Source organism: Pseudomonas sp. BLCC-B112 (assembly GCF_028550695.1).
Taxonomy (GTDB): domain Bacteria; phylum Pseudomonadota; class Gammaproteobacteria; order Pseudomonadales; family Pseudomonadaceae; genus Aquipseudomonas; species Aquipseudomonas danubii.
On the sequence record NZ_JAQQGK010000010.1, the window covers coordinates 74102 to 99233 of the forward strand.

The following is a 25132-nucleotide window of genomic DNA, read 5'->3' on the forward strand; positions in this document are numbered from 1 at the left end:
GCTGTCAGGTGTTGTTGCAGCCGCTGGCGATGGTGTCTTGATTGGAGGTGCTGGACTGCGACGGTTCCAGGTTCCACTCGGGCGGGTTGCCGGCGATCGTCAAGGGCGGCATCGATGGGACGGCTTGAATAACGCGCTGCTTTGCGCCACTGTCTCGGCACTTTTTCCGGCGGAGACCGAGCATGCTGTTGATCCTTCCCGCAGTGGTGGCCCTGGTCTTGATCCTGGTGTTCTGGCGCCGCCAGAAAGCCCTCACTGCGTTGCGCCGGGAAGCCTATATCCGCAACTTCACCTTGCCACCGCGGCTGTTCGAGCCGCTGCGCACCCAGCATCCACACCTGAGCCTCAAGGACTGCCAACTGGTGGCCCAGGGCCTGCGCCAATTTTTCCTCGCCTACCTCAAAAGCGGCCAGCGCTACGTGTCGATGCCGTCCCAGGTGGTGGACGACCTGTGGCATGAATTCATCCTGCATACCCGGGACTACCAGGCGTTCTGCAACAAGGCCTTCGGCCAGTTCCTCCATCACACCCCCGCTGCGGTGCTTGGCCAGAACGCCGAGCAGAAAAGCGACAACGGCCTGCGCCGGGTCTGGCGCCAGGCCTGCCTGGAAGAAAACATCAACCCGGCCCAACCCAGCCGCCTGCCGCTGCTGTTCGCCCTGGATGCCAAGCTGAAGATCGCCCGGGGCTTTCACTACGTCGCTGACTGCCAGTCCCTGCGGCGCCTGACGGACAACGGCAGCACGACCGCGGTGGTGCACTGCGGCAGCGAGCTGCACAGCAGTTCCTTCGACAGCGATTCCTCCAGCAGTGGCAGCGACAGTGACGGCTCGCGTTTTGGCGGCGACGGGGACAGTGGCGCCAGCGATGGCAGCGGTTGTGGGGGTGGCGGTTGTGGCGGCGGGGGTGGTGACTGACGTTCAGTGAAGAGCGGCGCCTTGGCGCCGCTCCCGTCACACAGCGTTGATCAGGCGATGATGTCGGTGACGGCCGCCTGGCCCACGGTGCCCACGGCAAAGTCCACCGCGCCATGACCGGTCAGGTCGATCATCAGGCTGGTCTGGTTGGTCTCGGCGAAGTAGGTGAGGATCGCATCGCCCGCGTGGCCAGTGAAGCCGCTGACGAAGTTCAGGGTGGCGCCGGTGGAGGCAAACAGGCCGCTGAGGTCGATCTTGTCCTCGCCACTGGCGAAATCCATGATCCAGTCCGGGGCGTCGAAGGTCGAATCCGCAGCCGCGCCGTAGACGAAGGTGTCGACCCCCGCCCCACCCCACAGGCTATCGCCGCCGCCACCGCCGTAGAGGATGTCGTTGCCGGCACCGCCTTCGAGGATGTTTGCCGCAGCGTTGCCGATCAGCAGGTCATTACCGGAGCCGCCGATGGCGTTTTCCACGGTCACGCCATGGGCGATGGAGACGTTGCCCACCAGGCCGCCGACATCGGAGAAACCACCCTCGTTGAGGTTGATTTTCTGGTTCTGGGTGAAGCCGGAGAAGTCCAGGGTATCGTTGCCGCCACCGTCCCAGACCGCGAACACCAGCTTGTCGGAGGCGCTATGGGCGCTGTAGAAATCCCGCTCGGTGTTGGAGTTGAAGCCATAGACCGTGTTGTCGGCACGGGTCTCGTGGTTGGCGCCATAGAGCTTCTGCACCGCGACGATATCGTCCAGCAACGGCGCCGAGGCGTAGGCACCGCCGCCGTCCTTGCTGAAGTTCTGCCCGGTGTGGCTCTCGCTCCAGTAGCTCATCAGGCTGTAGCCGCGGGTGTCCTGGGCGTAGGTGACGTCGTTGTAGGTCGGGCTGCCGCTGCCGGCGTTGTATACACCCGGATGGGACAGGCCCAGGCTGTGGCCGATCTCGTGGGTCAGGGTCTGGCGACCATAGTTGCCATTGCCCGGAGTTTCGTTGACCCGGTACTGGTCGTTGATCAGGTACCAGGACTGGCCGTCATAGCTGCTGCCGGACGGCAGGTAGGCGAAGGCCGCGCCTCCGGTGCTGACGTTGTAGTTGCCGAAGCTCAGGTGGCCGTCGCCGCCCTTGGCGGACTCGCTGAAGGTGATGTTGGCCACGTCCGACCAGGACTGCAGGGCCAGGAAAGCCTGAGCCTTCTGCAGCGCGCTGAACTCGCTGAAACTGCCCAGGGCCGGGTTGTAGTTGGCCGGTTTGTCAGTGAGGAAGCTGTAGCTCAGGTCGATCTTGCCGTCGCCATTCTGGTCGTGCCAGGACAGGCCCTTGCGCAGGATCGAGTCGGCGGCCTGGTCGGCGGTGAACGATGGCTTGCCGTTCACCAGTTCGCTGCCGCCCCGGTCATACAGATGGCTGAAGGCGTGGACCTGCTGGTAGGCATTACTGCCCGCTGCGAGCGGGTCGATCCCGTAACCGATGGTTTCAGGAAGTGCTTTGGATAGTGCGTTTGACATTGTTACGTCCTTGTTCCAGACAAAAAATTTCCGATAGAACAGCCACGACCCCGCCTGCGAGATCGTCCTATCACTCGCCCATTGAGGCCCTGGAAACCTGACACAGTCGTCAACGGCGAGTCCACGGTTTTTTTTGTCCGACAAAAGCCCGAAAACCGCTCTGCCCCGGGGTAAATATTCCACTCGCGCACAGCTCTGGCAGCCGATAGGCTAAGCCCCAATCCGGGGTTGCAAAGGGCCGCTCAGGCCTCTGCCTCCAGGCTGTTCCACGAGGAGTCCGCGATGCGCAAAATCCTGCTGCTGGGCACTTTGATGATGTTCACCGGCGCCGCCCACGCCGAAGCTGTACCGCTGTTCAACGTCTCCTGCCCCGGCAATCTGGCCGTCAGCGCCGACCAGGGCGGTCCGATTTACATCAACGGCAAAGTGGTCAAGAGCCGCGCCGTGGATGACCGGCATTTCCAGGTCAAGACGCCAGAAACGAACCTGACCATCAGCGTCGAGGACGACGATTCAGTGAGCGTGAAGTACAGCGACAAACACGGTGCCAGTGGCCTGTGCGAAGCCGTGGACGACTGAGGCGCCTCAGAACAGGCCCATCTGCCCGCCCACCAGGGTGCTGAAGTCGTCCTGCACGAACGGCAGGATGGCGTCTGCCACCGGCTGCAGTTGCCGGGTCAGGTAGTGCTCGTAGTCGATGGCCGCGCGGCGGTTTTCCAGGGGCTCGGGGCCAGCCAGGGTGATCACGTAGCTGATCCAGCCACCGTTCTGGTACTGCAGGGGCCGGCCCTGCTCGCGGTTGTACTCGTCCGCCAGGCGCGCCGCGCGCACATGGGGTGGCACGTTGCGCTCGTAGTCGTCCAGGGGACGGCGCAGGCGCTTGCGGTAGATCAGCAAATCGTCCAGTTGCCCGGCCAGGGTGCGTTGCACGTAGTCGCGCACATAGTCCTGGTAGGGCTGGCGGTGGAAGATGCGCTGGTACAGCTCCTGCTGGAATTCCCGGGCCAGGGGCGACCAGTCGGTGCGCACGGTCTCCAGGCCCTTGTAGACCATCTCCTGGCTGCCATCGGCGCGCTGCACCAGGCCGGCGTAACGCTTCTTGCTGCCCTCCTCGGCGCCGCGGATGGTGGGCATCAGAAAGCGTTTGTAGTGGGTTTCGAACTGCAACTCCAGGGCGCTTTCCAGGCCGTACTCTTGCTGCAGATGCTCGCGCCACCACTGGTTGACGTGGGCCACCAGGCTGCGGCCGATCAGCGCCGCCTGCTCCTCGTCATGCAGGCTGCCGAGCCAGACGAAGGTGGAGTCGGTATCGCCATAGATCACTTGATGGCCCTGGGCTTCGATCAACTGCCGGGTACGGGCCATGATCTCGTGGCCACGCAAGGTGATGGATGACGCCAGGCGTGGATCGAAGAAGCGGCAGCCGCTGGAGCCGAGCACGCCGTAGAAGGCGTTCATGATGATCTTCAGGGCCTGGGACAATGGCGCGTTGTGCTCGCGCTTGGCCACTTCGCGGCCCTCGGCGACCCGGGTCACGATCGAGGGCAGGCAATGTCGGGTACGGGAGAAGCGCGCGCCGCGAAAGCCTGGCACCGAGTGCTGGTCATCCGGTTGACGCAGGCCCTCCACCAGCCCCACCGGGTCGATCAGGAAACTGCGGATGATCGAGGGGTACAGGCTCTTGTAGTCCAGCACCAGCACCGACTCGTAGAACCCGGGCCGCGAATCCATGACAAAACCACCGGGGCTGGCCTGGGGCGGCAGCTCGCCGAGATTGGGCGCGACAAAGCCCTGGCGATGCATCAGCGGCATGTACAGGTGAGTGAAGGCCGCCACCGAGCCACCGCTGCGGTCGGCGGGCAGGCCGGTGACCGTGGCCCGCTCCAGGAGAAAGGTCAGCAGCTCGGTCTTGGCGAAGATCCGCGTCACCAGCTCGCAGTCCTTGAGGTTGTAACGGGCCAGGGCCGGCTTGTCCTCGGCGAACATGCGGTTGATTTCGTCCATGCGCTGGTACGGGTTGTCGATGGACTTGCCCTCCCCCAGCAGCGTCTGGGCCACGTTCTCCAGGCTGAAGGACGGGAAACTCCAGGTCGCCGAACGCAATGCCTCGATACCGTCGATGATCAAGCGCCCGGCGGCCGAGGCAAAGTAATGGGTGCGGCTGCCGTGCTCGCGCCATTGCATTTCCTCGCCACCACGCCCCAGGCGCAGGGGCACGGCCAGGCGCCGGGCATGTTCGTGAAGCACCCGCAGGTCGAACTGCACCAGGTTCCAGCCGATGATTGCGTCAGGGTCGTGCTCGGCCAGCCATTGGTTGAGTTTCTCCAGCAACTGCTCGCGGCTGGCGCAGAACTCCAGGTCGAAGTCCACCGGGCTGTCGTCCTCCCGGGCCTTGCCGAGCATGTACACCTGGCGCTGGCCACACCCCTCCAGCGCAATGGAGTACAACTCACCGCGCTCGCTGGTTTCGATGTCCAGGGACACCAGCTTGAGGGTCGGGCGGTAGTCCGGCGCCGGCTTCATCTGCGCCTCAAGCAACAGGCCGTCGGGCCCTGGCTGGCCGCCAAAGGACACCGGCGCGGTAATGAAACGCTCCATCAGGTAGCGCTCGGGCGGACGAACGTCGCCCTCGAACACCTCGACACCGGCACGGCGCAGGGTCTTGTCCAGGCGCATCAGTTGATTGTGCTGCGGGCAGTACATGCCCAGCACCGGGCGCTGGTGGAAGTCCCGCAACTGCAAGGGGCGCAGCTGGACATCCGGGTCGTCGGCCAGCAAACGCTCGGCCTGGGCCCGCTGGGCCGCCGGAATGAAGGCCACGGACGTTTGCAACGGCAAGCGGATACGGCGCGGCCCCTGATCGGTGGCCAGCCAGAATTCGACTTCCGTGCCCGCCGGCGTGTCGCGCCAGTGCCGGGTCAGGACGAAGCCTTGTTGTACATCCACCGCTGCAACCTCAGAACATTTCAAGGCGCCGATTCTACCTGCCCTGACCGGCATTGGGGGGCCTGGGTGATGGCTTTTCGGCTTTTGTCAGACAATATGTAGTGCCTGAAAATTTTCACTACAAAACCGTTGACGAGAGGATTTCGCCCTTGCATGATGCAGGCGTCCCCCCGATCGGGGGACGAGGCAAAGGTGTTATGAGCAAGCTCGTCTGACCGCCGAGCTGTGACCCGGATGTGTACTGCCCACAAGGCAGATTGATGAAACTGACCTGGCATTGACCGTCCAGTACCAAGACGGGAAGCCGGCGAAAACTCTTCAAGATGCTTGTGGCCGATGGTGGGAATGTCGGCAGCTTCATCCAGGTTTACGCTGCTTCTCTTCGTTGTGACGCTATTGCGTAGCAGTTAATCAAGGCAACTACACGCATCAGGCTCTGGGCCTTATCTGTATCCGACAGACACCCTCTGTCGCCCTGTTTCCGGTATCAGGGTTCAACTTACCGACGTAGCAAGATGAATTAGCGAATCAACTTAGATAGATCGATAAATGGTCAAGGGGGCTACAAATGAATCTTAATAATCAACCCACTATTGATGAATTGGCACGTATGTTCGCCGCACAGAAAGACAGCCACGACAGCCACATCCTGTGGATTGCCAAGTCGGGCCAAGTGCATATCGACTGCCTGTCGCCCCATAGCCATGAAGCAGAGTTCGACCAGAACAACCAGGAACTGGCGGCCCGCCTGAAGATGTACCGCCGCGGCCAGGGCTACGTCGGCAAGAAAGCCGCCGCCGACAAAGACTTCATCGGTCGGGTCCTGGAGACCCTGAAAGCCGAATGGCAATCGCTGCGGGACAAGTCGGAAGTTCGGGTGATTGATCGGTTTTGTTGAGTACCTTGTGTGATCAACGGGTTGAACACCCGTTGATCCACCCTCTTCCTGGAACAACTGCAACACGGCACATAACCAACTTCTGCGTGTTGCAGCCCACCTCTAGCAACTTTCACTCCCCTCATGACTTGCCACAGCGTTGCAACAAGTGGCTCGGAACTTCCCTGACGCGCCTGTTTCTCGACCATTCGATCCGGCACCTGGGCATGCTCTTCGAGCACAGCGGCCTTACTTGCCAGTGAGCGACGCCGGAGGGACGAAATACACATCGCGGCGCTTTAGCCCATAGTTGCCCATGCGCAGGTAACGCTCGTTCATGTTCATGAAGGGCTTGATCATCGGCGCGATGATCAATAGAAACGCGATGGTGCCGATGCCGAATGGCCCGCCCATGAACCAGCCGAGGACAAAGACCGAAATCTCCAGAACCATCTTCGCCAGGGTGAAGGACCAACCGAGTTTGTTCATCATGCTGATCACCAGTAAATCGATGACCCGGATGCCGATCCCGCTCATGATGATCAGCGCCGAGGAATAAGCGCACAGCCCCAAGCCAATGGCGAGCAGCACATAAGGCCCCAGGGCCGCCGCCAACACCTCGTCAAACTCCAGAAACAGCCAGAGATCGATGAACAGTCCGGTCAGGGTCGTGGTCACAAAGGGACTGATCGGCGGCCACTGCCTGTTCCACAGTGCCCACCAGAGCAACAAGCCCACCGAGAACAAAGCAGAACAAGCCCCCAGTCCCACCTGCAGATGATTGTTCAAGGCGATGACAAACACATCCAGTGGATCGGTGCCCAATCGGCTGACAATAAAGAACAGTGCCCCCAGCGAAAAGATCATCACGCCTATCAAGTACATCGCCAGCCGACTCGGCGTCAGCCAGGCACGCACAGAGGCGGCCAGGACTTTCTTGAGGCCCTTGGGCTCGTGGATTGGTTCGTTGATCATATCGTTTGCCTTTTCTCAGAATGGATACATCCGTTGTGTCCTGCCATGCGCCCATTCACCTCGAGCTCATGGAGATAAAACTCATACCGTTGCTGACATGGCGAATGCTGACCCTGGAGTTGTCGATGCCACCTTCGCAAATCTCGTTCTGCACTTCGTGGCTGGCCTGGGCCAGATACAACCCGCCCAGCACCGAGGCTTCGGTGCCCTGGGGGGAATGCATCACCAGGGGCGGATTCAAGGAGGGTTTCAGGTAGCCCGGCTCGCGCAGCAGCATGCCCACCTGATGGGGAATTTCCGGGAAGCGTCCGAGCATGCCCCCGCCAAGGCAGATCACCTCCACCCGGAACAGCTCCACCAGGTTGGCCGTGGCCAGCGCCAGGGCCTGTACCGCCCGCAAGCGCCAGTGGTTAAGCGTGGCCTCATCGGAAAAGCCCATCGAGGCGACAAACTTGTCCAGTGAACGGAACGACGCATAGGCCTGCAGACAACCCGCCCGTCCACAACTGCAGGGCGCTCCTCCGGGCCAGACCAGCAGGTGTCCCAATTCGCGATCGGGCAACATGCGGCCCTGATAGACCACACCGCCACCAACCCCGGTGCCCAGGGAAAAATGCACCAGGTTGGAGGCACGCATGACCGTGGCATCGCCGAAAGTCGCCGCCGTTCCGTCATCGCACCAGATCACCCGTTCGACCCCCTCGATGCGAAAAGCCGGGCCGATGGCCAGGCCTTCCCAGTCGGGTCGATTGGGCCAGCGAATGATTGTGCCGTCGGCATTGATCGTCGGCGCGCTGGCAATCACCAGGCAATTGATCGGGCCGTACAGCGCTATTTGCTGGCACAACAGGACCACCGCCTGTTCAAGAATGCTTTGCGGAACACAACCGGCCGGAATCTCGATGCGCTCACGCTGCACAACGCGTCCGGCGATGCTGAAGTGAAGGGCCATCTTGCTGCCGCCCAGGTCGATACTTGCGCAATGCATCAGAAACGCCCTCCGCCATCGACCGCGATCACCGCACCGTTGATATAGGAGGCCCGGGCCGAGGCGAGAAAGCCGACCACTGCTGCCACTTCCTCGGGGCGTCCCAAGCGTCGCAGGCCAATACGCTGGCACACCTGCTGTTCCTCGGCGGCGCTGTAATGGGTCGGTGGTCCGGCCACGGCCCCCGGAGCTACCACATTGACGGTGATGCCGAACCCACCGACCTCAAAGGCCAATGATCGGGCGTAACCATGCAGCGCCGCCTTGGACGCGGCATAAAGGCTTTGCCCGGGCATCCCGCTCTCGCCGGCCAGTGACCCCAGGAGCACCACGCGCCCGGCTCGCTGCCCCAGCATCGGCCGCACAACCTGACGCACCAGGCGGATCGTGGCCTCGACATTGAGTTCGAACAGCGGGTCGCCATCGAGTTGATTGCTGAGCAGGGCAGACTTGCGCAACATCTTCCCGGCACAACAGACCAAGGCATGAATCGGCCTTGAGTCAGCGGCCAGGGTGGCCAGCATCCTTGAGGTATCTTCTGCGCATGTCAGGTCGCAAGCGACCGGAATCAGTGTGCCAGGCAGCTCCGCGGTCTCGGCGACCAGGGCTTGCATACGCTCGATGTTGTGTTGATAGACCCCGAAGACCCAAGCGCCTTCGCGGACCAGCTCTTCACATATCGCAGCGCCCAGCACACCTGAAGCCCCTGTGACAAGGCACACCCGTCCATTCAGTTCCAGCATGATTTTCCCTATCTGCAATCGATTTAAACAGGCAGCTGAACCGCTACCCTGTATGACACCCGGTACTGCGTGGTTCCTGCCGTCGCCACAGGAAGCTGGCGAAAGTACTTGTCTTCGAAGCAGCTCAGGCAGGGAGCTCCGTTGTGGTCGTAGGATTCGACAACGCATAGCCTCAACAGCGCGCCCAGCGGTGACCTGTGCAGCGGCCATTGATCACAGACAAGCCCCGCCTGCTGTGACAGCAGGCGGATCATCAAGGGGTCCACGGCAATCCACTCACCACAGATCTGCAGTTCGGCCCAGTAATGGCCGGTGGCATAGGGGGAACTGAGCAGCAGGCCGAATACCTGCCTGGCAGGCAAGCCGAGTGCCTTGGCCCGCTCAACCAGCAGTTTCGAGAAGCCACCGCATTCGGCCAGCTTGTGCCGGCTCATGAATTCAAGGTCCCAACGAACTCCGTCATGCAGCATGTAGAACTGCATGCCGGCACTGACCTCTTCGATCAGCTCCCGAAACGGACTCGGCAGGAGCCGCATTTGGCCCGGTATGACTAGGCATTGGCGATAGAAGTCACCGCCCTGCGGTGCCTCCAGCACACACAGGCGCTCCGCGGCGGTCAGCACCTGGATCGGCCCCTGGGGCGGCTGTTTCTCGTTGAGCGTATACACCAGTTCAACCTGTCGCTGACGATCGGACTGGCGAAACGCCGTGGCCCAACTGCGCATGGCCAGTTTGTGCAACGACGGCAAGCGCAGGTGCAGGGACAGGCTGTACAGATCGTCAGGATCGAAGAACTCGTCGTGCTCCTGAATACGCGACACCAGGCCGATGGACTTCAGTGCCTGCAGGTCACTGTCGACAAAGCCATAGAGCCCCGCCTCCGCTGCCGCCACGCTGAACCGGCGATGGTGATCCTCGACCTTGCCCAGGTTATCGAGAACAACTTGCGCCATCGGCTGCCGAACAAGCGCCAGGCTGGTCATGCGAAGCTCGTCATTTCACATTGGGCAGCCGCCTGACAACCACTCAGCCCGGCGATTGTCGGGGCGATCTGTTGCAGTTGAAGGGGCCCCGGCGCGGCCTTGATCCTGGCCCCATCCAGCAGCACGAAGCCGCAGTCGCGATGCCATCCCGACTGCGCGGTGCGGCGCACGTGGTTGGCCCAGCGCGGATCGCCCAAAGGTGGGCGCTTGGGGTCCGCCGGAGTCACGATCAGGCTCGGGGCCAGGTGAGTATGGGGGCCCTGGTACACCTCCTCCCGGGCACGGACGCTGGCCAGCGCCGGCTGCCCATCGGCAAAGCGGATGTCACTCAGGCATTGCATCACCGCCTGGCGTTGAGCAGCGCTGGCGTGCCCTTCATTGCACAGGTCGGCGCACAACATTACCCCATGGGAACCCTGCACCGTCTCCAGGGCGACGCTGCGCTTGAGGTCAACCTGCCCCTGCTCGTCGAGCACTTGCAGGCCCGCGGCCCGCAAGTGCTGATCGATGGAGAAGAACCCCGCCAGTTCGCCGAAGCCCATTTCGGAAAACACCAGCATCGACTCTGGAGCCAGGGACTGCAGACGCTCGCAGGCACGGTCGATGAAGTCATAAGCGCGCAGAATCTGCGGGCGCTGCGCGGGCTCGGACTCAAGCATTTCGTACCACATGAAATGTGACAGACGATCGGCCAGGGTCAGGTTGACGATCATCACATCCGCCTCTTGCGCAAGCGCCATGGCGCTGTCGAGCTGATGCTCGGCAATCCGGAAGGCCTGGGCCGCGAACTCGTCGAAGGGCTGCCCGGTGTAGAACAGCGAAACGTCATGGGCGTAGCGCACCCCCTGGGCATTCAGGTCGCGCAGCAGGCTGCGCGGGTGGCTGGTGTTCATCGAGTTGTGCATCGGGTAGGTAATCAGCGTGCCATTGAGCGGCCGCGGCGGATGGGTGAGCTGCACATTGACCACCGCAAAACGCTGACCGGCCATTTCCGGCCACTCCCAAAGCCGGGGCGCCATGACATCGGTGGTTTCGAGAATCCGCGGAATCTCCCCCGAGCTGTGGGCGCTCCAGTAGGAAAAGCAGCCATGCCGACCCGGGTTGACCCCCGAGAAAGCGGTCGCCAGGTTGCTTGGCTCATAGGGCACCGGCCCACAATTCAAATGCCGATAAGAGTGCGCGCCCAAGCGCTGCGAGAACCATGGAAGCCGGCCTTTGGCAACTTCGGACTCCAGTACCAGTGGGTCCATCCCTTCGGCAATGACAATCAATGTCTTCATAATATCAATTAGCCTCTTATCATCCCTGAATCCGGCAAACTTAGTGAATACCGAACCAACACTTAGACATGACCGCAAAGTGACAATCCCTTTGCAATGTCGCGAATGCCACCCTGTCAAGAAAGCGAATAAAAGGCAGAAAGACACAAACCACTCCTTTATTTAAAAAGGAGAGCTGCATATAAATTCCCAGATATGAAACGACACTTCCTTGACGTCAGCTATTCTTATAAAGCGCGCCTAGGCCCGCCACCAACCCACCTCAAAGCCATTCAGAACGGGGGCTTCAGGACAAATCAGCTATTTCCAATTTTTTAACACAGGGATTAATTCGGACACGACAACTGCAACTCCGAGAGTATTTCACAATATTACAAAGGATTACTAAAAATAACCTTGCACCCAGCTTTTAATCCCATGTTATCTTCACGGCGACTCTGAAAATAACAACTAGGGAAGCACCACCCACGAACTATAAAACCTATAGCGCGACACATTTGGCAGCCCAACTACAACTTCAGGAAAGACACTTTAAACACCGGGACTTCTTCCAAAACATCCCGGTAAACATCTGCTTGCCTGTTTATTTATCAACCTTTCCAAGGGAATGGATGTATGACCCTGGCTATTGATGGCGGTACCCCTGTTCGACAAACCCCTTATCCCGGCTGGCCACAGTTTGGCGCCGAAGAGGAAAGCGCTCTGCTGCGCAGCCTGCACCAGGGCCAGTGGTGGCGCATGCAAGGCTGCGAAAACCTGGACTTCGAACAGGCCTTCGCGCAGATGCACGGTGCCCATTCGGCCTTTGCGGTGAGCAACGGCACAGTGGCGATCGAAATCGCCCTGCAAGCCGCAGGCATCGGTGCCGGTGACGAGGTCATAGTGCCGGCGTTCACCTTCATCTCCACCTCGATGGCCTGCCAGCGTATCGGTGCCACCGCGATTGCCGTGGATGTACTGCCCGACACGCTGTGCATCGACCCGGCCGCCGTGCTGGCGAACATCGGCCCCCGCACCCGAGCCATCATTCCAGTACACATGGCTGGGCACATGTGCGACATGCTCAGCCTGTCGAGAATCGCCGACCAGCATCGGCTGGTGATCATCCAGGACGCCGCCCATGCCCACGGCGCGCGGGGCTACGCAGATACCGGGATCGGCGAGTATGGCTCCCTGGCCTGCTTCAGTTTCCAGAACTTCAAGCTGATGACCGCCGGTGAAGGCGGCCTGGTCCTGTGCCCCAACGAAGAGCTGCGCGAGAAGGTCTTCCTGTATGGCAATTGCGGGCGTCCGCTGGGTGATCGCAGCTATCAGCACACCGTGGTCGGCACCAATGCCCGGTTGAGCGAGTTCAGCGCCGCGGTGCTTGGTGTCCAGCTTTCACGCCTGGAGCAACAGACCCGTGTGCGCCAGCACAACGCCCGGCTCCTGAGTGACACCCTGGCCCGCCAGGGACTGGTCACCGCACAGGTGCGCACCCAAGATGCCCACACCCATCCCTATTACATGTTCCTGTTCACCCTCAACGACCTCCCGGGCCAGCGCGCGCTGGATCGCAACCGGGTGGTGGACTGCCTGGTGGCCGAAGGCATCCCGGCGTTCCGCTCCTACCAGGCGCTGTACCGCATTCCCAGCTTCTGGCAGGCACCGGCACCGACCCGGCAGGACCTGGCCCAATGCATCGCCTCCTGTCCGGTGACCGAGCACATGGCACAACGAGGTATCTGGATCCATCACCGCGCCCTGCTCGGCAACGAACAGGACACCCTGGACATCGCCACGGCCATCGCCAAGGTCCACCAGCATCTGGCCGGCGAACGATGATCGAGCCCCGTATAGCCCTCGTCGGAGCCGGCTGGGTGGTGCGCAATGTCTGGGCACCACTGCTGGTGCAACACAATGCGCACATTGTCTCGGTGATCGATCCACAGACCGATGCGAGTACGGCCTTCCCTACCATGTCGCCTGGCCCGCGCTGGCATCGCTGCATGAGTGACCAGGCGTTGCACAATTGCAATCTGGCCCTGATCTGCTCGCCCAACGTGCATCACGTGCAGCAAGCCTTGAGGGCCATGGGCCAGGGATTGCACGTGATCCTGGAAAAACCCGCCTGCCTGTCCTCCGCGGATGCCGAACAGTTGATCCGCTGCAGCCGTGAAACCGGTGCCGAACTCCTGGTCAGCGCCGCGGCGGCCCACCGCAGCGACGTTCGCGCCATGGCCGCGGCCCGGGGCGCGCTGGGCACACTGCACTGCATCGATGTCAGCTGGCGTCGGCGCCGTGGGGTGCCGCGCCCGGGCTCCTGGTTCACCCAGGCCAGCCAGGCCCTGGCCGGCTCGGGCGCGGACCTGGGCTGGCACCTGTTGGAGGTGGCTCTGCATGCACTGGACTATCCGTTGATCGACGCGGCCTTGTGCAACCATGTGCCGGCGACCGCCGATGAAGCTCAACAGCAGGCCACCTGGCGTGGCGACCAGGGCCCGGGAGGCGCGATCGAAGTCGAGTCGCAGTCATTCAGTTGCCTGCAGGCCCGGGGCGGCACGCTGGTGCGCATGAGTACTGCCTGGGCCAGCCACCAGGAGCACGATGAAACCCGTATCACCCTGTACGGCAGCGCTGGTGAGCTGTGTTTGCGCACCACCTTCGGCTTCAGCCAGAACCGCATCCAACAGCCGAGCCTGACCCTGACCGTGGACGGCACCCAGACCTCTCTGGCCTTCGCCGCCGAGGACAACCTCGCGCCCTACCGGGACTTCCTCGGCAGCCGCATCGCCAGCCTGGGCACTTGTGCGCAGACCCGCGAACACGAGTACCGCAAGCTGCGCTCGCTGGCCTCGGCGATGTCCGCCCTCTACCCCCATCTCACGCCATCTTGCACCGCCCGGCCAGGTCACTGACCGGGCGCCGCAGCCAGGAGCCACTCCCATGGCCAGTTCCACACCGCTCAAAGACAAGTTGCTGCAACTCTCCAAACTCTCGGGGCCGATCGTCGTGTCGCGCATCGGCTTCCTGTTGCTGTCCCTGGTGGACACCATCATGGTCGGGCGCTATGCCACCGAATCGCTGGCTGCGATCTCCATCACCCATGCGATTGCCGACACCTACATGCTGATTGCCGCCGGGTTGCTGTTCGGCATCCTGGTCATGGGCTCGATCGCCATCGGCCAGCAGGACCCGCGCGCCGCCGGCCTGGCCGCCCAGCGCGGAGTGGTCCAGGCACTCGGTCTCGGGCTGGCCTGCGCCCTGGCCAGTGTCGCCAGCCTGCCCTTGCTCGCGCGGTTCGGGGTGCAGGCGGAGCTGGCCGCGGCCATTGCCGAACTGATGGTCATCGTGGCGCTGGGGTTGCCGGCGATCCTGATCTACATCGCCTACTCGTTTTTCCTCGAAGGCATCTCTCGCCCCATGCCCGCCACCCTGGTCATCCTGGGCGGCAACCTGGTCAACGCGGTGCTGTGCTACGCCATGGTCTACGGCGAGTTCGGCCTGCCGGAAATGGGCGCCCTGGGCTCAGCCTGGTGCACCACCATTGTCCGGCTGTTGATGGCGCTGGCGATCGTGCTGTATGTGCACCGGATCATGGCTGACCGTGACGATTTCGCGATCAACCAGCGTTTTCGCTGGGCCTGGCCGCAATGGCAGATGCAGCGCCGCATCGGTTACGGCGGCGGCTTGAGCTTCGGCATCGAAGCCCTGGCCTTCATGCTCATCGCGGTCATGGCCGCAGTGGCCTCGCCATTAATTGCCGCCGCCTGCGCGGTGCTGGTCAATATCCGCTCGATCCTGTTCATGATTCCTATGGGGGTCGGCTTTGCCACCTCGATCCAGGTGGGCATGGCCCACGGCAACCGCGACCTGCCGGACATCAAGCTGTCGACCCGCGCCGGGCTGCTGCTGGGGGTGTCCCTGAGCACCCTCTGCGCCCTGGTCCTGGCGGCCCTGCCGGAACCGTTGCTGGCGCAATACAGCCATGACTCGCAACTGCTGGCCGTGGCCCTGCCGAGCATGCTGCTACTGGCCCTGGCGCTGCCCTTCGATGCCTGGCAGGGAATCATGTCCAATGCCCTGCGCGGACGCGAAGACGCCATGGCCCCCACCCTGATCCATGCCATTGCCTACCTGCTGCTGATGGTGCCCCTGGGCTGGCTGCTGACCCTGCACTGGCAGCGCGGCCTCAATGGTCTGGTGGAAGCCATGCTGATCGGCAACCTGATCGCTGCGGTGCTCATGACCCAGCGCCACCACCAACTGAACCACCAGCCCGGCCAGGCTGGCCCTGCCAGCGACTTGCGCGACGAAGGTGCCTGATGCAGCTCTCCGTGATCATTCCGGTGCATGCCAAGGCCGAGCGCCTGCGCCTGACCCTGGCCAGCCTGCAGCGCCAACAGGCACGCTGTGAATTCGAGACCGTGATCGTCGCCGACGGCGCCCAGCCCGCCGTACTGGCCCTGGTCGAATCCTTGCCGGACGTACGGCTGCTCAGCTCGCCGGGCCTGGGGCGCGCAGCGGCGAGGAATCTTGGGGCCAGTGTCGCCAGGGGTGAGATCCTGCTGTTTCTCGACGATGACATCCTGGTCCAGGACGGTTTCTTCGAGGCCCACCTGCAGGCCCAGCAGGCACACGGCGGCCTGGTACACGGCCGGCTGCGGGAACTGATTGCCCTGGGTCCGGTGAGCGATCCGGCCCTGGGCACCGTCGGCTGCCCACCGATCCTGGTGGAAGACTTGCTGGCCGGGCGCTGGACACCACAGAGCGCGCGGACCCTGGCCAATCCCCTGGAGCAGGCCGCAGAACATCCACGGGCCAGCCAGTGGCCATGGCTGGCCAGTGCCGGGGCGAACATCTCCCTGTCGCGCAGCGCCTGGCGCCAAGTAGGCGGGTTCGATGCGTCCTATGGCCGACGCTGGGGCATGGAAGACCTGGACCTGGGCTACCGCTTGTGGCGGGCCGGGGTCAGGCTGAGCCTGGAACCCCGCGCCTGCGGTTACCACATGTCCCATCACAATCCCCAGCGCTGGGAGGACCATCGGCATAACCTGCAACTGTTCCAGGCCCAGGCACCAATCGCCGAGGCCCTGGCCCTGGACGAACTGCTCTCGCCCACCGGCTCGGTGCAGCGCTACATCGCCCGGGTCGACCAGATCCGGCAGAACGCCGTGTCCCCCTGTACGCGGCAGTGACGCTGCAGGGCCTGGAGAAAACGGCCCTGACCGGCGAACAGCATCAGCACCTGGGAGCGGTAGCACAGCGCCGCCTCGCGCCACGCCGGCCAGGAACAGGCAATATCCCGGGCCTGCAGCTGCAGGCCCAAGGCCCGCACATGCCCCTGCAGCGCCTGCTGCGACAACTGCTCGGCATAGGGAAACTCACTGTAGAAATACACCCGGTTAGGCAGCTCGCGGGCCAGGCGATGGGTCAGGCAATGGTCGACATGCCCCCCGATGGCCAGCGGCGCGCAGACCACATCCTGCGGCCGTAGAAAACCTTGCAGCGCAGCCACCAGGGCAGCCTCCGGGGCTGGCCAGGAGCCCGGGGCGCTGTCCAGGAACAGCGACTGCAGGCTGGCATGCGCAAAACCTCCGCCCTGATCCAGACGCAATGCACCATCCGCTGCCTCCAGGTTCGAGCAGCCGTAGCCGAGGACTGCGGCGGCACGCCGATCCTCGGCGCGACGTTGCCCGGGCGTGGAAAAACAGCGCCAGCGCTGCTCCGGCGCACGGGCCCGAGTCAGCCCCGCCGGGGCGTCGCCGGCAAACAGGCTCAACAGCTCAATCTCCTGCCGCGGCGCCCAGCGTGCCAGGCCGCTGCCCAGCGACCAGACCCCATCGTCCGGGTGCGGCGACAGCACCACCACCCGGCCATTGCCGGCCTCACTGGGCATTGGCGGTGCTGCCTGCGTACAACTGGCCCAAGCGCAGGAACCGTGAGATCTCCCGGTCATTGCGCTCCACCACCCGGCAGCGGCCCATCTTCAGGGGCGAGAGCTGGATGTCCGGGAAGTTGCGCATCTGCACCCAGGACAGGTGGGAAAAGGCCTGGTACAGCGCCTGCAGTTCACGCTCGCACGCCTGCACCCGCAACACCGGCGGCACCTCGGCCAGGCGTTGCGCGCTGGCGCTGAAGGCTTCCTCGAAGGCACTGCACACATGGGTTTCGGGACAGGGCACGCAGTAGTCCAGGTACAGACCAAAGCGCAGCAGCGCCTGATGCATCTCGACTTCCTGCCTGACCTGCTCCACTGACAGCACATCGTGACTGCCGAAGTTGAGGTAGCCGCTGCGCATGGCCGGTGGCGCCTTGAGTGCCTGCAAGGCGCGACAGACGAACATCAGCAAGCCTCCCAGGTCCTTGAAACCATTGACCGCAAAGCAGTCGAACTGCCCGACCAGGCTCTGGGGCAAGGGCTGGAAGACATCGTACTGAACCACCTCGATGTTATTGAAACCCTGCTGCGCCGCGACCCGGGCAATGGTCGCCAGCAACTGCGGGTCGATGTCCGCCACGACGATCCGTCGGCGATAACCATGTACCGCGAGGAACAGCGAGAACAACGCGTCATCCCCCAACAGCAACAGCGCCTCGTGATTCAAGTCGCCCAGGCTCTGCATGATCTTGTAACGACGGATCAAGGTTTCGTAGGTCTCGACGGACTGGCTGTACTGGCTCTGCTTGTCACTGATGAGATCGGTGAGGATCTCGCGAAAATGCGGGTTCAGGCGCAGGCTGTCGTCGCCCACCAGATGCAGGCCGCAGCCCGGCAGCGGAGTCTCATCCGGCCCCTCCCGGACAAAGCGCTGCGGCGAGCCTCCCGGCACCACGCGCAGCTGTCCCTCGGCCAGCAGTTGCGCCAGGCACCAGAGCACCTGGCGCACCGTCAGGCGCGACGACAGCAATTGATAGACCCGTTGGGGGGTGGCGAGTTTGGACAGCAGGTCGTCCAGTGCGGCGGGGTCCGCGGGTAAGGCGCTGGGCAGCATCGCCAGTCCTGTCTGTAGATCCGATCGAGTTGCCGCGAGTGTGCGCATGCAGCCTCCTGTATGCCTGGTTGAAGTGAGATGCCGTCAGAGCACGGCGTGCAGAATGTTCCCGGCACAACGGCCGTGAAAGAAGTTGACCCCGACTTCCAGGGTCGCGCCGCGCCGGTCGGAAAACCCCAGCCCGGTGCCGAACAACCCGCGCACCGCTTGGCCGCCCACCGTCAGTTCGTGGCTCTGCGGGTGCTTGCACAGGTTGCCGTCGCGCTGGTCCAGGCGCAGTTGACGGCCCTGGGCATCCAGCAGCCCGGGCAATCGGGGTCGGTAACCGGTGGCATTGATCAACAGCGCACCGCGGGCGAGCCAGGGTTGCGGATCGGTGGAGCCGATGTGCAAGACGACACTGGCGCGCGCGCCAGCCTCGATCTGCAGCAGGGTGTCCTGGGCGGCGCCGCGCAAGCCGCAGAAGCGGTTGACCTCGCCACTGTCCTCATCCACCCGGTCCTGGGCCCCCAATGGCGCGGCAACCCGGGTCGAGGCTGCCCACAACGCCGGGCGGCGACGGCACAGGACCTGGATCGACCCCAGGCCGAGCAGTCCGGTGAAACGCTCAAGCAGGTAGCCGACCACGGAAAAGGCGCTATGACTGCCCCCCAGCACCACCACTGGCCGCCCTTGCTCCAGGGTCTGGCGCAGGATCGGGTCAACCCGCCCCCGCAGCACCCGGTCGGAGCACAGCACCGAAGTGGCCGGCATCGCCTCCTGCGGTTGCAGGTCACGCACCCGGGCGCCACAGGCCAGCACCAGGTAACGGCTGGAACTGTTACCCCAGCCACCACTGACCGTGAAGCCATCCGCCTCGCATCGGACGTCCTCGACCCCGTGGGCAAAATGGATCGCCGCCCTGGGGTGAGCCTGACAGAGCTCGATGATCACCTGCGCCAGTTGACGCAGAAACGCCGAGACCTGCACCAGGGGCACTACCTGCTCCGGAACCTGCAGCCAGCGTTGTACCTGGGGTTGATCCAGGCACTGGGCAAACACCCCGTCGCGGCGAATGCCGCCAAGAAAATCGGCAATCGGCGAATTGGCTTCGATTTCGTAGCCCAGGCCATCCCACTGCTCCAGGGAGGCACTGCGCTCATGCACCTGCAACCCGCAGTCGAGCAATTGCTGCAAACGGCCATTGCGATCTGCAGTAATGAACAGACCCAGGGCCGCGGGCCCGAATCCGATGATCTGTAGCAAGGTATCCATGGCGTTATCCCTTTAAGCAATTGCATGGGATCGGCCCGGCGTGCGCCGGTACGATCAGAATGAATAGGAAAGCTCCAACGCCACGTGGGAATCGCTGGCCAGCGCATCCCAGACCACGTCGCTCGCGGAGCTGTTGATCAGCGCCGCGCTGACACCGGCCCGCACTGCATCGCTGAGCCCCAGGTCGAGGGAGGCGCTGAGCATGTTGTTGCGCAGATCGGACGCCTGCGCGGTGTAGCCCAGGAACACCGAGGACAAATGGGCATCGTTGAGTTCCAGACGCGCCCCCAACAGGAACTTGCGATCAAAGATGCTCACCGGGGCCAGGGGCTGGTCACGGTCGTGGTGGTATTCACCGATCAGGCTCAGGTCGGCATCGCGCCAGGCCCGGGTAATCGCGTATTCGAGCCCCACCGACAGCTTGCGCGAGCTGTAGGCATTGTCGCTAACCCGCTGATTCAGGGCCTCGAGCTTGTACAACCATTGTTCCCTGACCCAGATCGCATCCAGCCCCCATTGCGTGACCTCGGTGTACTGGGCCACTAGGCTGTCACCTTCGGCGCGCAATGCCGGCGACCGATTGGTGCCCTTGAAGTAGCTCAGGCCGATGTCCAGGTCGGCCACCGAGACGAAATAACGCGCCGCCAGATCCAGGGAATCCGGATCGGCACCGTGGATGTACTCGGCCGCTGGCTGGACCCGGTAAGCGGCAAACCGCGCCGGCTCGCTGTAGAACTGCACCGGTTCGAAGCCGTCGAGCAGGTACAGGCTCAGATGCCCAGGCCCCAGAGTGCTGCCCAGCTTGATGGCTTTCTGCGAGAGCTTTTCTTCCGGTTGCAGACCGTCGAGGTTGTCGTAGGTGTTGATCACATCCACCAGTTGGCGGGTCTCCATGACGCCCCAATGCTCCTTGATCCGCCCCACTTTCAGCTCACGGTTGTCCTGCTCGAGGAGCACGAACAGCTCATCCCAATAGAAACTCGGCCGCGGGTCCCTGGACCCGCTCTCCAGGTAGCGCGGGTTGACCACCAGGCGCAGGCGCAGGCTGTCCCAGCTCTGCAGGTACTGGTAGTCCAGGCCCAGTTGCGCGGTGCCGGACAGCTGCCCATCGTCAACGCCCTCGGCCGGCGATGAGCTGAAGAAGTAGCGCTTGAGCGCGATCTTCGCCGACAACCCCTGCTCCGCCTCGGCCTGCACCTGGGTGACGCTCCAGCACAGCCCCAGCATCAACGCCTGGAGCCTGCGGTGGACCTTGCCTGGATTCATTGCGTCAGGTTTCCAAGCCTTGCAGGTTCAAAAGCGTCCTCCCGGATGCCGGTGCGAAACTGCACGTCGGAACTGACCAGCACGGTTTGCCGACCGGTGATGTGATTGACCATGGTCATGTTCAGGGCACGCCAGTAGCGCCCCAGGAACAACTGGTAGTCACCCAGGGTCAGGGTCTTGAACTTGCTGCCCTTGCGGTCGTAGTACTCGGTCTTCATCTGCCGGTAGTCGGTCTTGTTGTACCAGACCCAGATCGACGAATAGCCCGAATACGGATACAGCGGCACCTGCTTGACCACCGCGCACTGGAAGTCGCCGCAGGGTTCGTCGCGCAACCATTGGTAGTCGTAGTTGCCGACTTCCATTGAGCCAATGTCCTCGTAGGAAAACTCGCTGCCCGAGAACGACCCGGAACGGTCGGCCGCCGCCACCCGTTTGACCCGCTTGAGGGCCGGCAGGTACAGCCAGACCTGATCGCCTTCCTTGATCTTGGAGTGGATCAGCACCCGGGAATTCTTGATGTTCTCCGGGGCCTCGAAGGTCAGCAGCACCTTGTCGCCCACCGCCGTGCTGGCGGTTTCGAAGCTGTTCATGCGCATGAAGCGGTCGGTGCTGGCGCCCTCCTTCTCCACCAGGGTCAAGCGGATTCTGGCACTGGTGTCCTGGTAGCCCAGGTCACTGTCGCGCCAGTGATGGGCGTATTGCTGCCCCAGTTCCTGCTCCGGGCTGGCCAGCGATGTCCCCTGGTACAGCAGTGCGCAGAGTGACAGGCAGACGCTCGATACGGCATTGCAGTTCATTGTCGATTCCTTCTCTGAATACGGGTCGGGTTCAGGCTTCGCGCGTGGCCAGTCGCGTGGCGGCGCGGCCCCACAGGAAGCGGTCAAAGGTCAGCAGCACCAGGGGCAGGCACAGAGCGTCGAAGATCAGTCCGAGGAAAATCGCGATGACCGCCAGCAGGCCGAAATCGGCGTTCATCGAAAACGGCGACAAGGTCATCACCATGAAGCCCGAGGCGAGAATCACCGCATTGGCGAACACCGACGGCAGCACATGCTGGTAGGTCAGGCGCAGTGCCTCTCGTGGCGGGTGGCCCTGCACCAGGCGCAGCTCCTTGTAGTGGCTCATGATGTGGATCGTGGCCTCGACGATCAGGCCGTAGACCACCACGCAGACATTGATCGCCGCGGTATTGATCTCACCGCGCCACAGGCCCCAGAGGCCGAACATGATGAAGAACGGAAAGACGTTGGGCAGGATGCTGATCAGCCCCAGGCCGGCGTTGCGCAGGAACAGCGCGACCATCAGGGTGATGGTCACCAGTTCGAACAGCAGGCCATTGACCATGTACTCGATGCTGATGTGCGTGAGGTTGGCAAACACCACCGCCTCGCCGGTGCCCAGGCTCGGCACCAGCGCCGCACGATCGGCATGGGTCTGCCACCAGTCATCGGCCCGCTGCTTGATGTCGCGGATCTGCTGGGTGTCGAGCCGGCTCAGGGTCACCACCAGGCGCGTGGCCGACTTGTCGATGTTGATCTGGCTGCCCAGGTCGAGGCCGAACGGCAGCGACATTTCGTACACCAGCAGCATCTGTGCGGCCAACGCCGGGTCGCTGGGCAAGCGGTATTCCCCGGCCTGCCCGCCGTTCATGGTCTGGTTGAGCTTCTTCAGGGCATCACCGAGGGTGGTGACCGAATCGACTTCCGGCTGAGTCCTGAGCCACTGGGCGAAACGGTCCAGTTCGACGAGAAAGCCCGGATCGGAAATATCGCTCTTGGCCGAGGTGGCGACATATTCCAGGCGATAGATCCCGGACAGGTTGTCCATGGCGAACTCGGTGGCGTTGCGCACCGGGATGCTGGTGTCGAAGTTCTCCACGATCCGGTCATTGATCAGGTTGTTGCGCGCCGGCTCGATCGCCAGCACGAACAGCACCACAAACCCCAGCAGCCAAAGCTTCGGGTAGCGCAACAACGGCTCCATGTACAGCGAATAGCGCCGGCTGGCGGCCCCCTCAAGCGGCTTGAGCCGCAGCAGCGGGATCAGCACCGCGGCCACCGAAATGGTCACCAGCAACGCCATGACCGCACCGATGGCCGCCAGCACCCCGAACTCCTTGTAGGGCGGCGACGCGGCGAACACCAGGCTATAGAAACCCACGGCATTGGTCGCCGTGCCAATGGCAATCGGCTTGATGGTGTCCTTGATCGCCGCGCAGGCCAGGTCCACCCGGCGCTGGCCATACTCAGCGCTCATCTGCCGCGCGGCGGACAGCACGTGCATGATCTCCGCCACCGAGGTCGCCAGAACAATGGTCGGCAGCAGGCCGGTCAAGGCCGTTGCCTCAAAGCCCAGCCAGCCGCTGGCGCCCAGGGTCGCGGCGGTGGCCATGCTGATGGCGATCAGCACCACCAGCAGGGCGCCAAGACTGCGCAGCATCAGCACGCTCACCAGCAGAATGATCAGGTACATCAACGGCGTGAGCACCGCCATGTCTTGCTGCGCCGCTGCCGGATAGGCCGCCTCCACGGCCGCCAGCCCGGTCAGGTGCACCTGCAGTTGCGGGTTCTTGCGGGCAAAGTCATCCAGCAGGCGCTGGCCTTCGGCGGTGGCGGCCAGCGCCGCATCCAGGGTCTGTGGCGGAAACTGCAGGGTGACCAGCACCCCCAGCGTCTGGCCATCGCTGGACACCAGGCGCTTGACCAGTTCGATGTCATTGCGTCCCAGGCGCTCCATCAACTCGATGTGGGACGGCGTCAGGTCTGTGGGCTCGCGTACCAGGGCCTCGACATGCACCGTGTCGCCTTCGGCGAACACATGCTGGAAGTTGGTTACCGAGTCCACCCGATAAGCGTGGGGAATGTGCCAGGCCTGTTGCGTCAGCTCATGCAACTGCTCCAGGTACTCCCGAGTAAACACCGTGCCCTTGGGGTTCTTGATCACGAACAGCAGGGTGTCGGACTTGCCAAACTGCCGGTGCAAGGCGTCCAGTTGCTCGACGGTTTTTTCGCCCTCGGGAAAAAACGCCCGGTAGTCGGCGGCGAAGCGGATCGAGGTCATCCCCCAGGACAACCCCGCGACCAGCGCCAGCACCAGGGCAAACAGCCAGAAACGGTAACGCTTGAGCACGCGCTCGAAGGTCGAAGTGGCCATCAATGCTGTCCTCCACCGATGCGCCCAATGACTTCCAGCAACTGCCCGACGCCGTCGTCGACACTGCGCCCTGCCGTCTCGATCAGGCACTCGCAGGCCGTCGGCGGCTGGTAGGCACTGTCAATCCCGGTGAACTCCGGCAACAGGCCACTGCGAGCCCTGGCATACAGGCCCTTGGGGTCGCGCGCTTCGCACAAGGCCAGAGCAGTGGCGACGTGCACCTCGATGAACGACGGCGCGGCAAACAACGCCCGCGCCCGCTCGCGGTCTTCAATGAATGGCGAAATCGCACTGACCAGGACGATGTAGCCACTGTCGTAGAACAGCCGGGCAACCTCCCCCAGGCGGCGGATATTCTCCTTGCGGTCGGCGGCGCTGAATTTCAGATCGCTGTTCAACCCGCCACGCAGGTCGTCGCCATCCAGGACCCGCACTCGTGCGCCCAACTGCCCGAGCCGCGCTTCCAGGGCCCTGGCCAGGGTCGACTTGCCGGCCCCCGAAAGGCCGGTGAACCACACACACAACGGTCCATGGACGAACCGGCCGGCCGCCTCGCCGAGGGAGGCGATAGCGCCGGTGTGGCCCTTGCCTGTGTCATCGATATTCACTGTCACGTCTCTCATAAACAGATCCAGTAGGTTCACTCGTACACCGAGCGGATGATTCGGCAGGGATTACCTGCCGCCAGTACCCCGGCCGGGATCGAGCGTGTCACCACGCTGCCGGCGCCGATGACGCTGCCATCGCCGACCTCCACCCCGCCCAACAGCACCGCCCCCGCGCCGATCCACACATCGTTGCCCAGCACAATCGGTGCCGCCCGCTGCACGCACTTGAGGCGAGCGTCGATGCGCACCGTACGTGCCCGGGGGTCCAGGGGGTGGGCGGTGGTCATCAGCTGTACGCCGGGCGAGAGGTAGGTGCGATCGCCGATGAGGATCCGGTTTGCGTCCAGAAAGGTGCAGTTCATGTTGATAAACACCTCATCGCCAATCTCGATATGCACCCCGTAATCACAATAAAAGTTGGGTTCTATCCAACTGTTCAGGCCCACTCGCTTGAGTAACTTCGCCAGCAGGGCCTGCTGTTCCTTGAACGCCAGAACAGAGCAATCGTTAAAGCGTCGTTGCAATGCCTGGGAGCGAAAACGCATGCGCGCAAGTTCCAGATCAGGCGTACAGAACCACTCTCCCGCGAGCATCAACTCGCGGGCCGAACGACTTTCGTCGATCACAATGCGTGGTGATTGGGAAACGTCCATGTCCAACTCC

Annotated in this window: 22 protein-coding genes and 1 pseudogene; 7 read left to right on the top strand and 16 right to left on the bottom strand. The window is 63.1% G+C overall.

What is annotated here, in order from left to right:
• Nucleotides 1-4: 4 nt before the first annotated feature.
• A pseudogene (locus PQT43_RS24360) lies at nucleotides 5-97 on the bottom strand (DUF2599 domain-containing protein); the annotation flags it as partial.
• A gap of 85 nt (nucleotides 98-182) precedes the next feature.
• Between PQT43_RS24360 and PQT43_RS24365 the strand changes: the two are divergent.
• The gene (locus tag PQT43_RS24365) at nucleotides 183-917 is read left to right on the top strand and encodes a glycine-rich domain-containing protein (protein ID WP_272754821.1); all 735 of its coding nucleotides are present in this window, start codon (nucleotides 183-185) and stop codon (nucleotides 915-917) included.
• Between the two features lie 50 nt (nucleotides 918-967).
• On the opposite strand, the gene PQT43_RS24370 is transcribed toward PQT43_RS24365, so the two are convergent.
• Nucleotides 968-2419: a serralysin family metalloprotease gene (locus PQT43_RS24370; protein WP_272754822.1), complete on the bottom strand. Its 1452-nt coding sequence runs from the start codon at nucleotides 2417-2419 to the stop codon at nucleotides 968-970.
• A gap of 282 nt (nucleotides 2420-2701) precedes the next feature.
• On the opposite strand from PQT43_RS24370, the gene PQT43_RS24375 reads away from it, so the two are divergent.
• Nucleotides 2702-2998: a hypothetical protein gene (locus PQT43_RS24375; RefSeq protein WP_102879838.1), complete on the top strand. Its 297-nt coding sequence runs from the start codon at nucleotides 2702-2704 to the stop codon at nucleotides 2996-2998.
• Between the two features lie 6 nt (nucleotides 2999-3004).
• On the opposite strand, the gene PQT43_RS24380 is transcribed toward PQT43_RS24375, so the two are convergent.
• Nucleotides 3005-5365 carry a DNA polymerase II gene (locus PQT43_RS24380; protein ID WP_253085466.1) on the bottom strand — a complete coding sequence of 787 codons (2361 nt, stop codon included), beginning with the start codon at nucleotides 5363-5365 and terminating at the stop codon, nucleotides 3005-3007.
• Between the two features lie 568 nt (nucleotides 5366-5933).
• Here PQT43_RS24380 and PQT43_RS24385 point away from each other — a divergent pair.
• Nucleotides 5934-6263 carry a hypothetical protein gene (locus PQT43_RS24385; protein ID WP_016968704.1) on the top strand — a complete coding sequence of 110 codons (330 nt, stop codon included), beginning with the start codon at nucleotides 5934-5936 and terminating at the stop codon, nucleotides 6261-6263.
• Between the two features lie 228 nt (nucleotides 6264-6491).
• Here the strand turns inward: PQT43_RS24385 and PQT43_RS24390 are convergent, their stop codons facing one another.
• The 5 genes from PQT43_RS24390 to PQT43_RS24410 are packed head-to-tail and all read right to left on the bottom strand — an operon-like array spanning nucleotide 6492 to nucleotide 11211.
• Nucleotides 6492-7217: a YczE/YyaS/YitT family protein gene (locus tag PQT43_RS24390; RefSeq protein ID WP_102879840.1), complete on the bottom strand. Its 726-nt coding sequence runs from the start codon at nucleotides 7215-7217 to the stop codon at nucleotides 6492-6494.
• 55 nt (nucleotides 7218-7272) lie between these two features.
• Nucleotides 7273-8205 (bottom strand): ROK family protein, encoded by a 933-nt coding sequence (locus PQT43_RS24395; protein ID WP_102864356.1) that lies wholly within the window; start codon nucleotides 8203-8205, stop codon nucleotides 7273-7275.
• Nucleotides 8205-8948 carry an SDR family NAD(P)-dependent oxidoreductase gene (locus tag PQT43_RS24400; RefSeq protein WP_170004919.1) on the bottom strand — a complete coding sequence of 248 codons (744 nt, stop codon included), beginning with the start codon at nucleotides 8946-8948 and terminating at the stop codon, nucleotides 8205-8207. The genes PQT43_RS24395 and PQT43_RS24400 overlap by 1 nt, the downstream gene beginning before the upstream one ends.
• Before the next feature lie 23 nt (nucleotides 8949-8971).
• Nucleotides 8972-9931 carry a transglutaminase domain-containing protein gene (locus tag PQT43_RS24405; protein ID WP_272754825.1) on the bottom strand — a complete coding sequence of 320 codons (960 nt, stop codon included), beginning with the start codon at nucleotides 9929-9931 and terminating at the stop codon, nucleotides 8972-8974.
• Nucleotides 9928-11211 (bottom strand): alkaline phosphatase family protein, encoded by a 1284-nt coding sequence (locus tag PQT43_RS24410; RefSeq protein ID WP_102864353.1) that lies wholly within the window; start codon nucleotides 11209-11211, stop codon nucleotides 9928-9930. The genes PQT43_RS24405 and PQT43_RS24410 overlap by 4 nt, the downstream gene beginning before the upstream one ends.
• A gap of 615 nt (nucleotides 11212-11826) precedes the next feature.
• Here PQT43_RS24410 and PQT43_RS24415 point away from each other — a divergent pair.
• The 4 genes from PQT43_RS24415 to PQT43_RS24430 are packed head-to-tail and all read left to right on the top strand — an operon-like array spanning nucleotide 11827 to nucleotide 16388.
• Nucleotides 11827-13035, top strand: a complete 1209-nt coding sequence (locus PQT43_RS24415) for a DegT/DnrJ/EryC1/StrS family aminotransferase (RefSeq protein WP_102864352.1) — start codon at nucleotides 11827-11829, stop codon at nucleotides 13033-13035.
• Complete coding sequence (locus PQT43_RS24420) at nucleotides 13032-14108, top strand: Gfo/Idh/MocA family protein (RefSeq protein ID WP_272754826.1); 1077 nt, start codon at nucleotides 13032-13034, stop codon at nucleotides 14106-14108. Before PQT43_RS24415 ends, PQT43_RS24420 begins: the two co-directional genes overlap by 4 nt.
• Before the next feature lie 28 nt (nucleotides 14109-14136).
• Nucleotides 14137-15516 (top strand): MATE family efflux transporter, encoded by a 1380-nt coding sequence (locus PQT43_RS24425; protein WP_102879846.1) that lies wholly within the window; start codon nucleotides 14137-14139, stop codon nucleotides 15514-15516.
• The gene (locus PQT43_RS24430; RefSeq protein ID WP_110595795.1) at nucleotides 15516-16388 is read left to right on the top strand and encodes a glycosyltransferase family 2 protein; all 873 of its coding nucleotides are present in this window, start codon (nucleotides 15516-15518) and stop codon (nucleotides 16386-16388) included. The genes PQT43_RS24425 and PQT43_RS24430 overlap by 1 nt, the downstream gene beginning before the upstream one ends.
• On the opposite strand, the gene PQT43_RS24435 is transcribed toward PQT43_RS24430, so the two are convergent.
• The 8 genes from PQT43_RS24435 to PQT43_RS24470 form a co-directional block, all read right to left on the bottom strand.
• Complete coding sequence (locus PQT43_RS24435) at nucleotides 16328-17089, bottom strand: PIG-L deacetylase family protein (protein ID WP_170004784.1); 762 nt, start codon at nucleotides 17087-17089, stop codon at nucleotides 16328-16330. The two genes, PQT43_RS24430 and PQT43_RS24435, sit on opposite strands and share 61 nt — an antisense overlap.
• Complete coding sequence (locus PQT43_RS24440; RefSeq protein WP_162884138.1) at nucleotides 17079-18185, bottom strand: bis-aminopropyl spermidine synthase family protein; 1107 nt, start codon at nucleotides 18183-18185, stop codon at nucleotides 17079-17081. Before PQT43_RS24440 ends, PQT43_RS24435 begins: the two co-directional genes overlap by 11 nt.
• Before the next feature lie 84 nt (nucleotides 18186-18269).
• Nucleotides 18270-19439, bottom strand: coding sequence for a hypothetical protein (locus PQT43_RS24445; protein ID WP_267269872.1), 1170 nt, complete (start codon nucleotides 19437-19439; stop codon nucleotides 18270-18272).
• 54 nt (nucleotides 19440-19493) lie between these two features.
• Nucleotides 19494-20705: a hypothetical protein gene (locus PQT43_RS24450; protein WP_267269871.1), complete on the bottom strand. Its 1212-nt coding sequence runs from the start codon at nucleotides 20703-20705 to the stop codon at nucleotides 19494-19496.
• Complete coding sequence (locus PQT43_RS24455; protein WP_102864344.1) at nucleotides 20702-21505, bottom strand: outer membrane lipoprotein-sorting protein; 804 nt, start codon at nucleotides 21503-21505, stop codon at nucleotides 20702-20704. Before PQT43_RS24455 ends, PQT43_RS24450 begins: the two co-directional genes overlap by 4 nt.
• A 31-nt stretch (nucleotides 21506-21536) precedes the next feature.
• Entirely contained in the window at nucleotides 21537-23861 is a 2325-nt protein-coding gene (locus PQT43_RS24460; protein WP_267269870.1) for an efflux RND transporter permease subunit, read from the bottom strand.
• Nucleotides 23861-24484, bottom strand: coding sequence for an adenylyl-sulfate kinase (gene cysC / locus PQT43_RS24465; protein ID WP_110595800.1), 624 nt, complete (start codon nucleotides 24482-24484; stop codon nucleotides 23861-23863). Before cysC ends, PQT43_RS24460 begins: the two co-directional genes overlap by 1 nt.
• A 17-nt stretch (nucleotides 24485-24501) precedes the next feature.
• Entirely contained in the window at nucleotides 24502-25122 is a 621-nt protein-coding gene (locus tag PQT43_RS24470; protein WP_102864341.1) for a sugar O-acetyltransferase, read from the bottom strand.
• Nucleotides 25123-25132 lie beyond the last annotated feature (10 nt).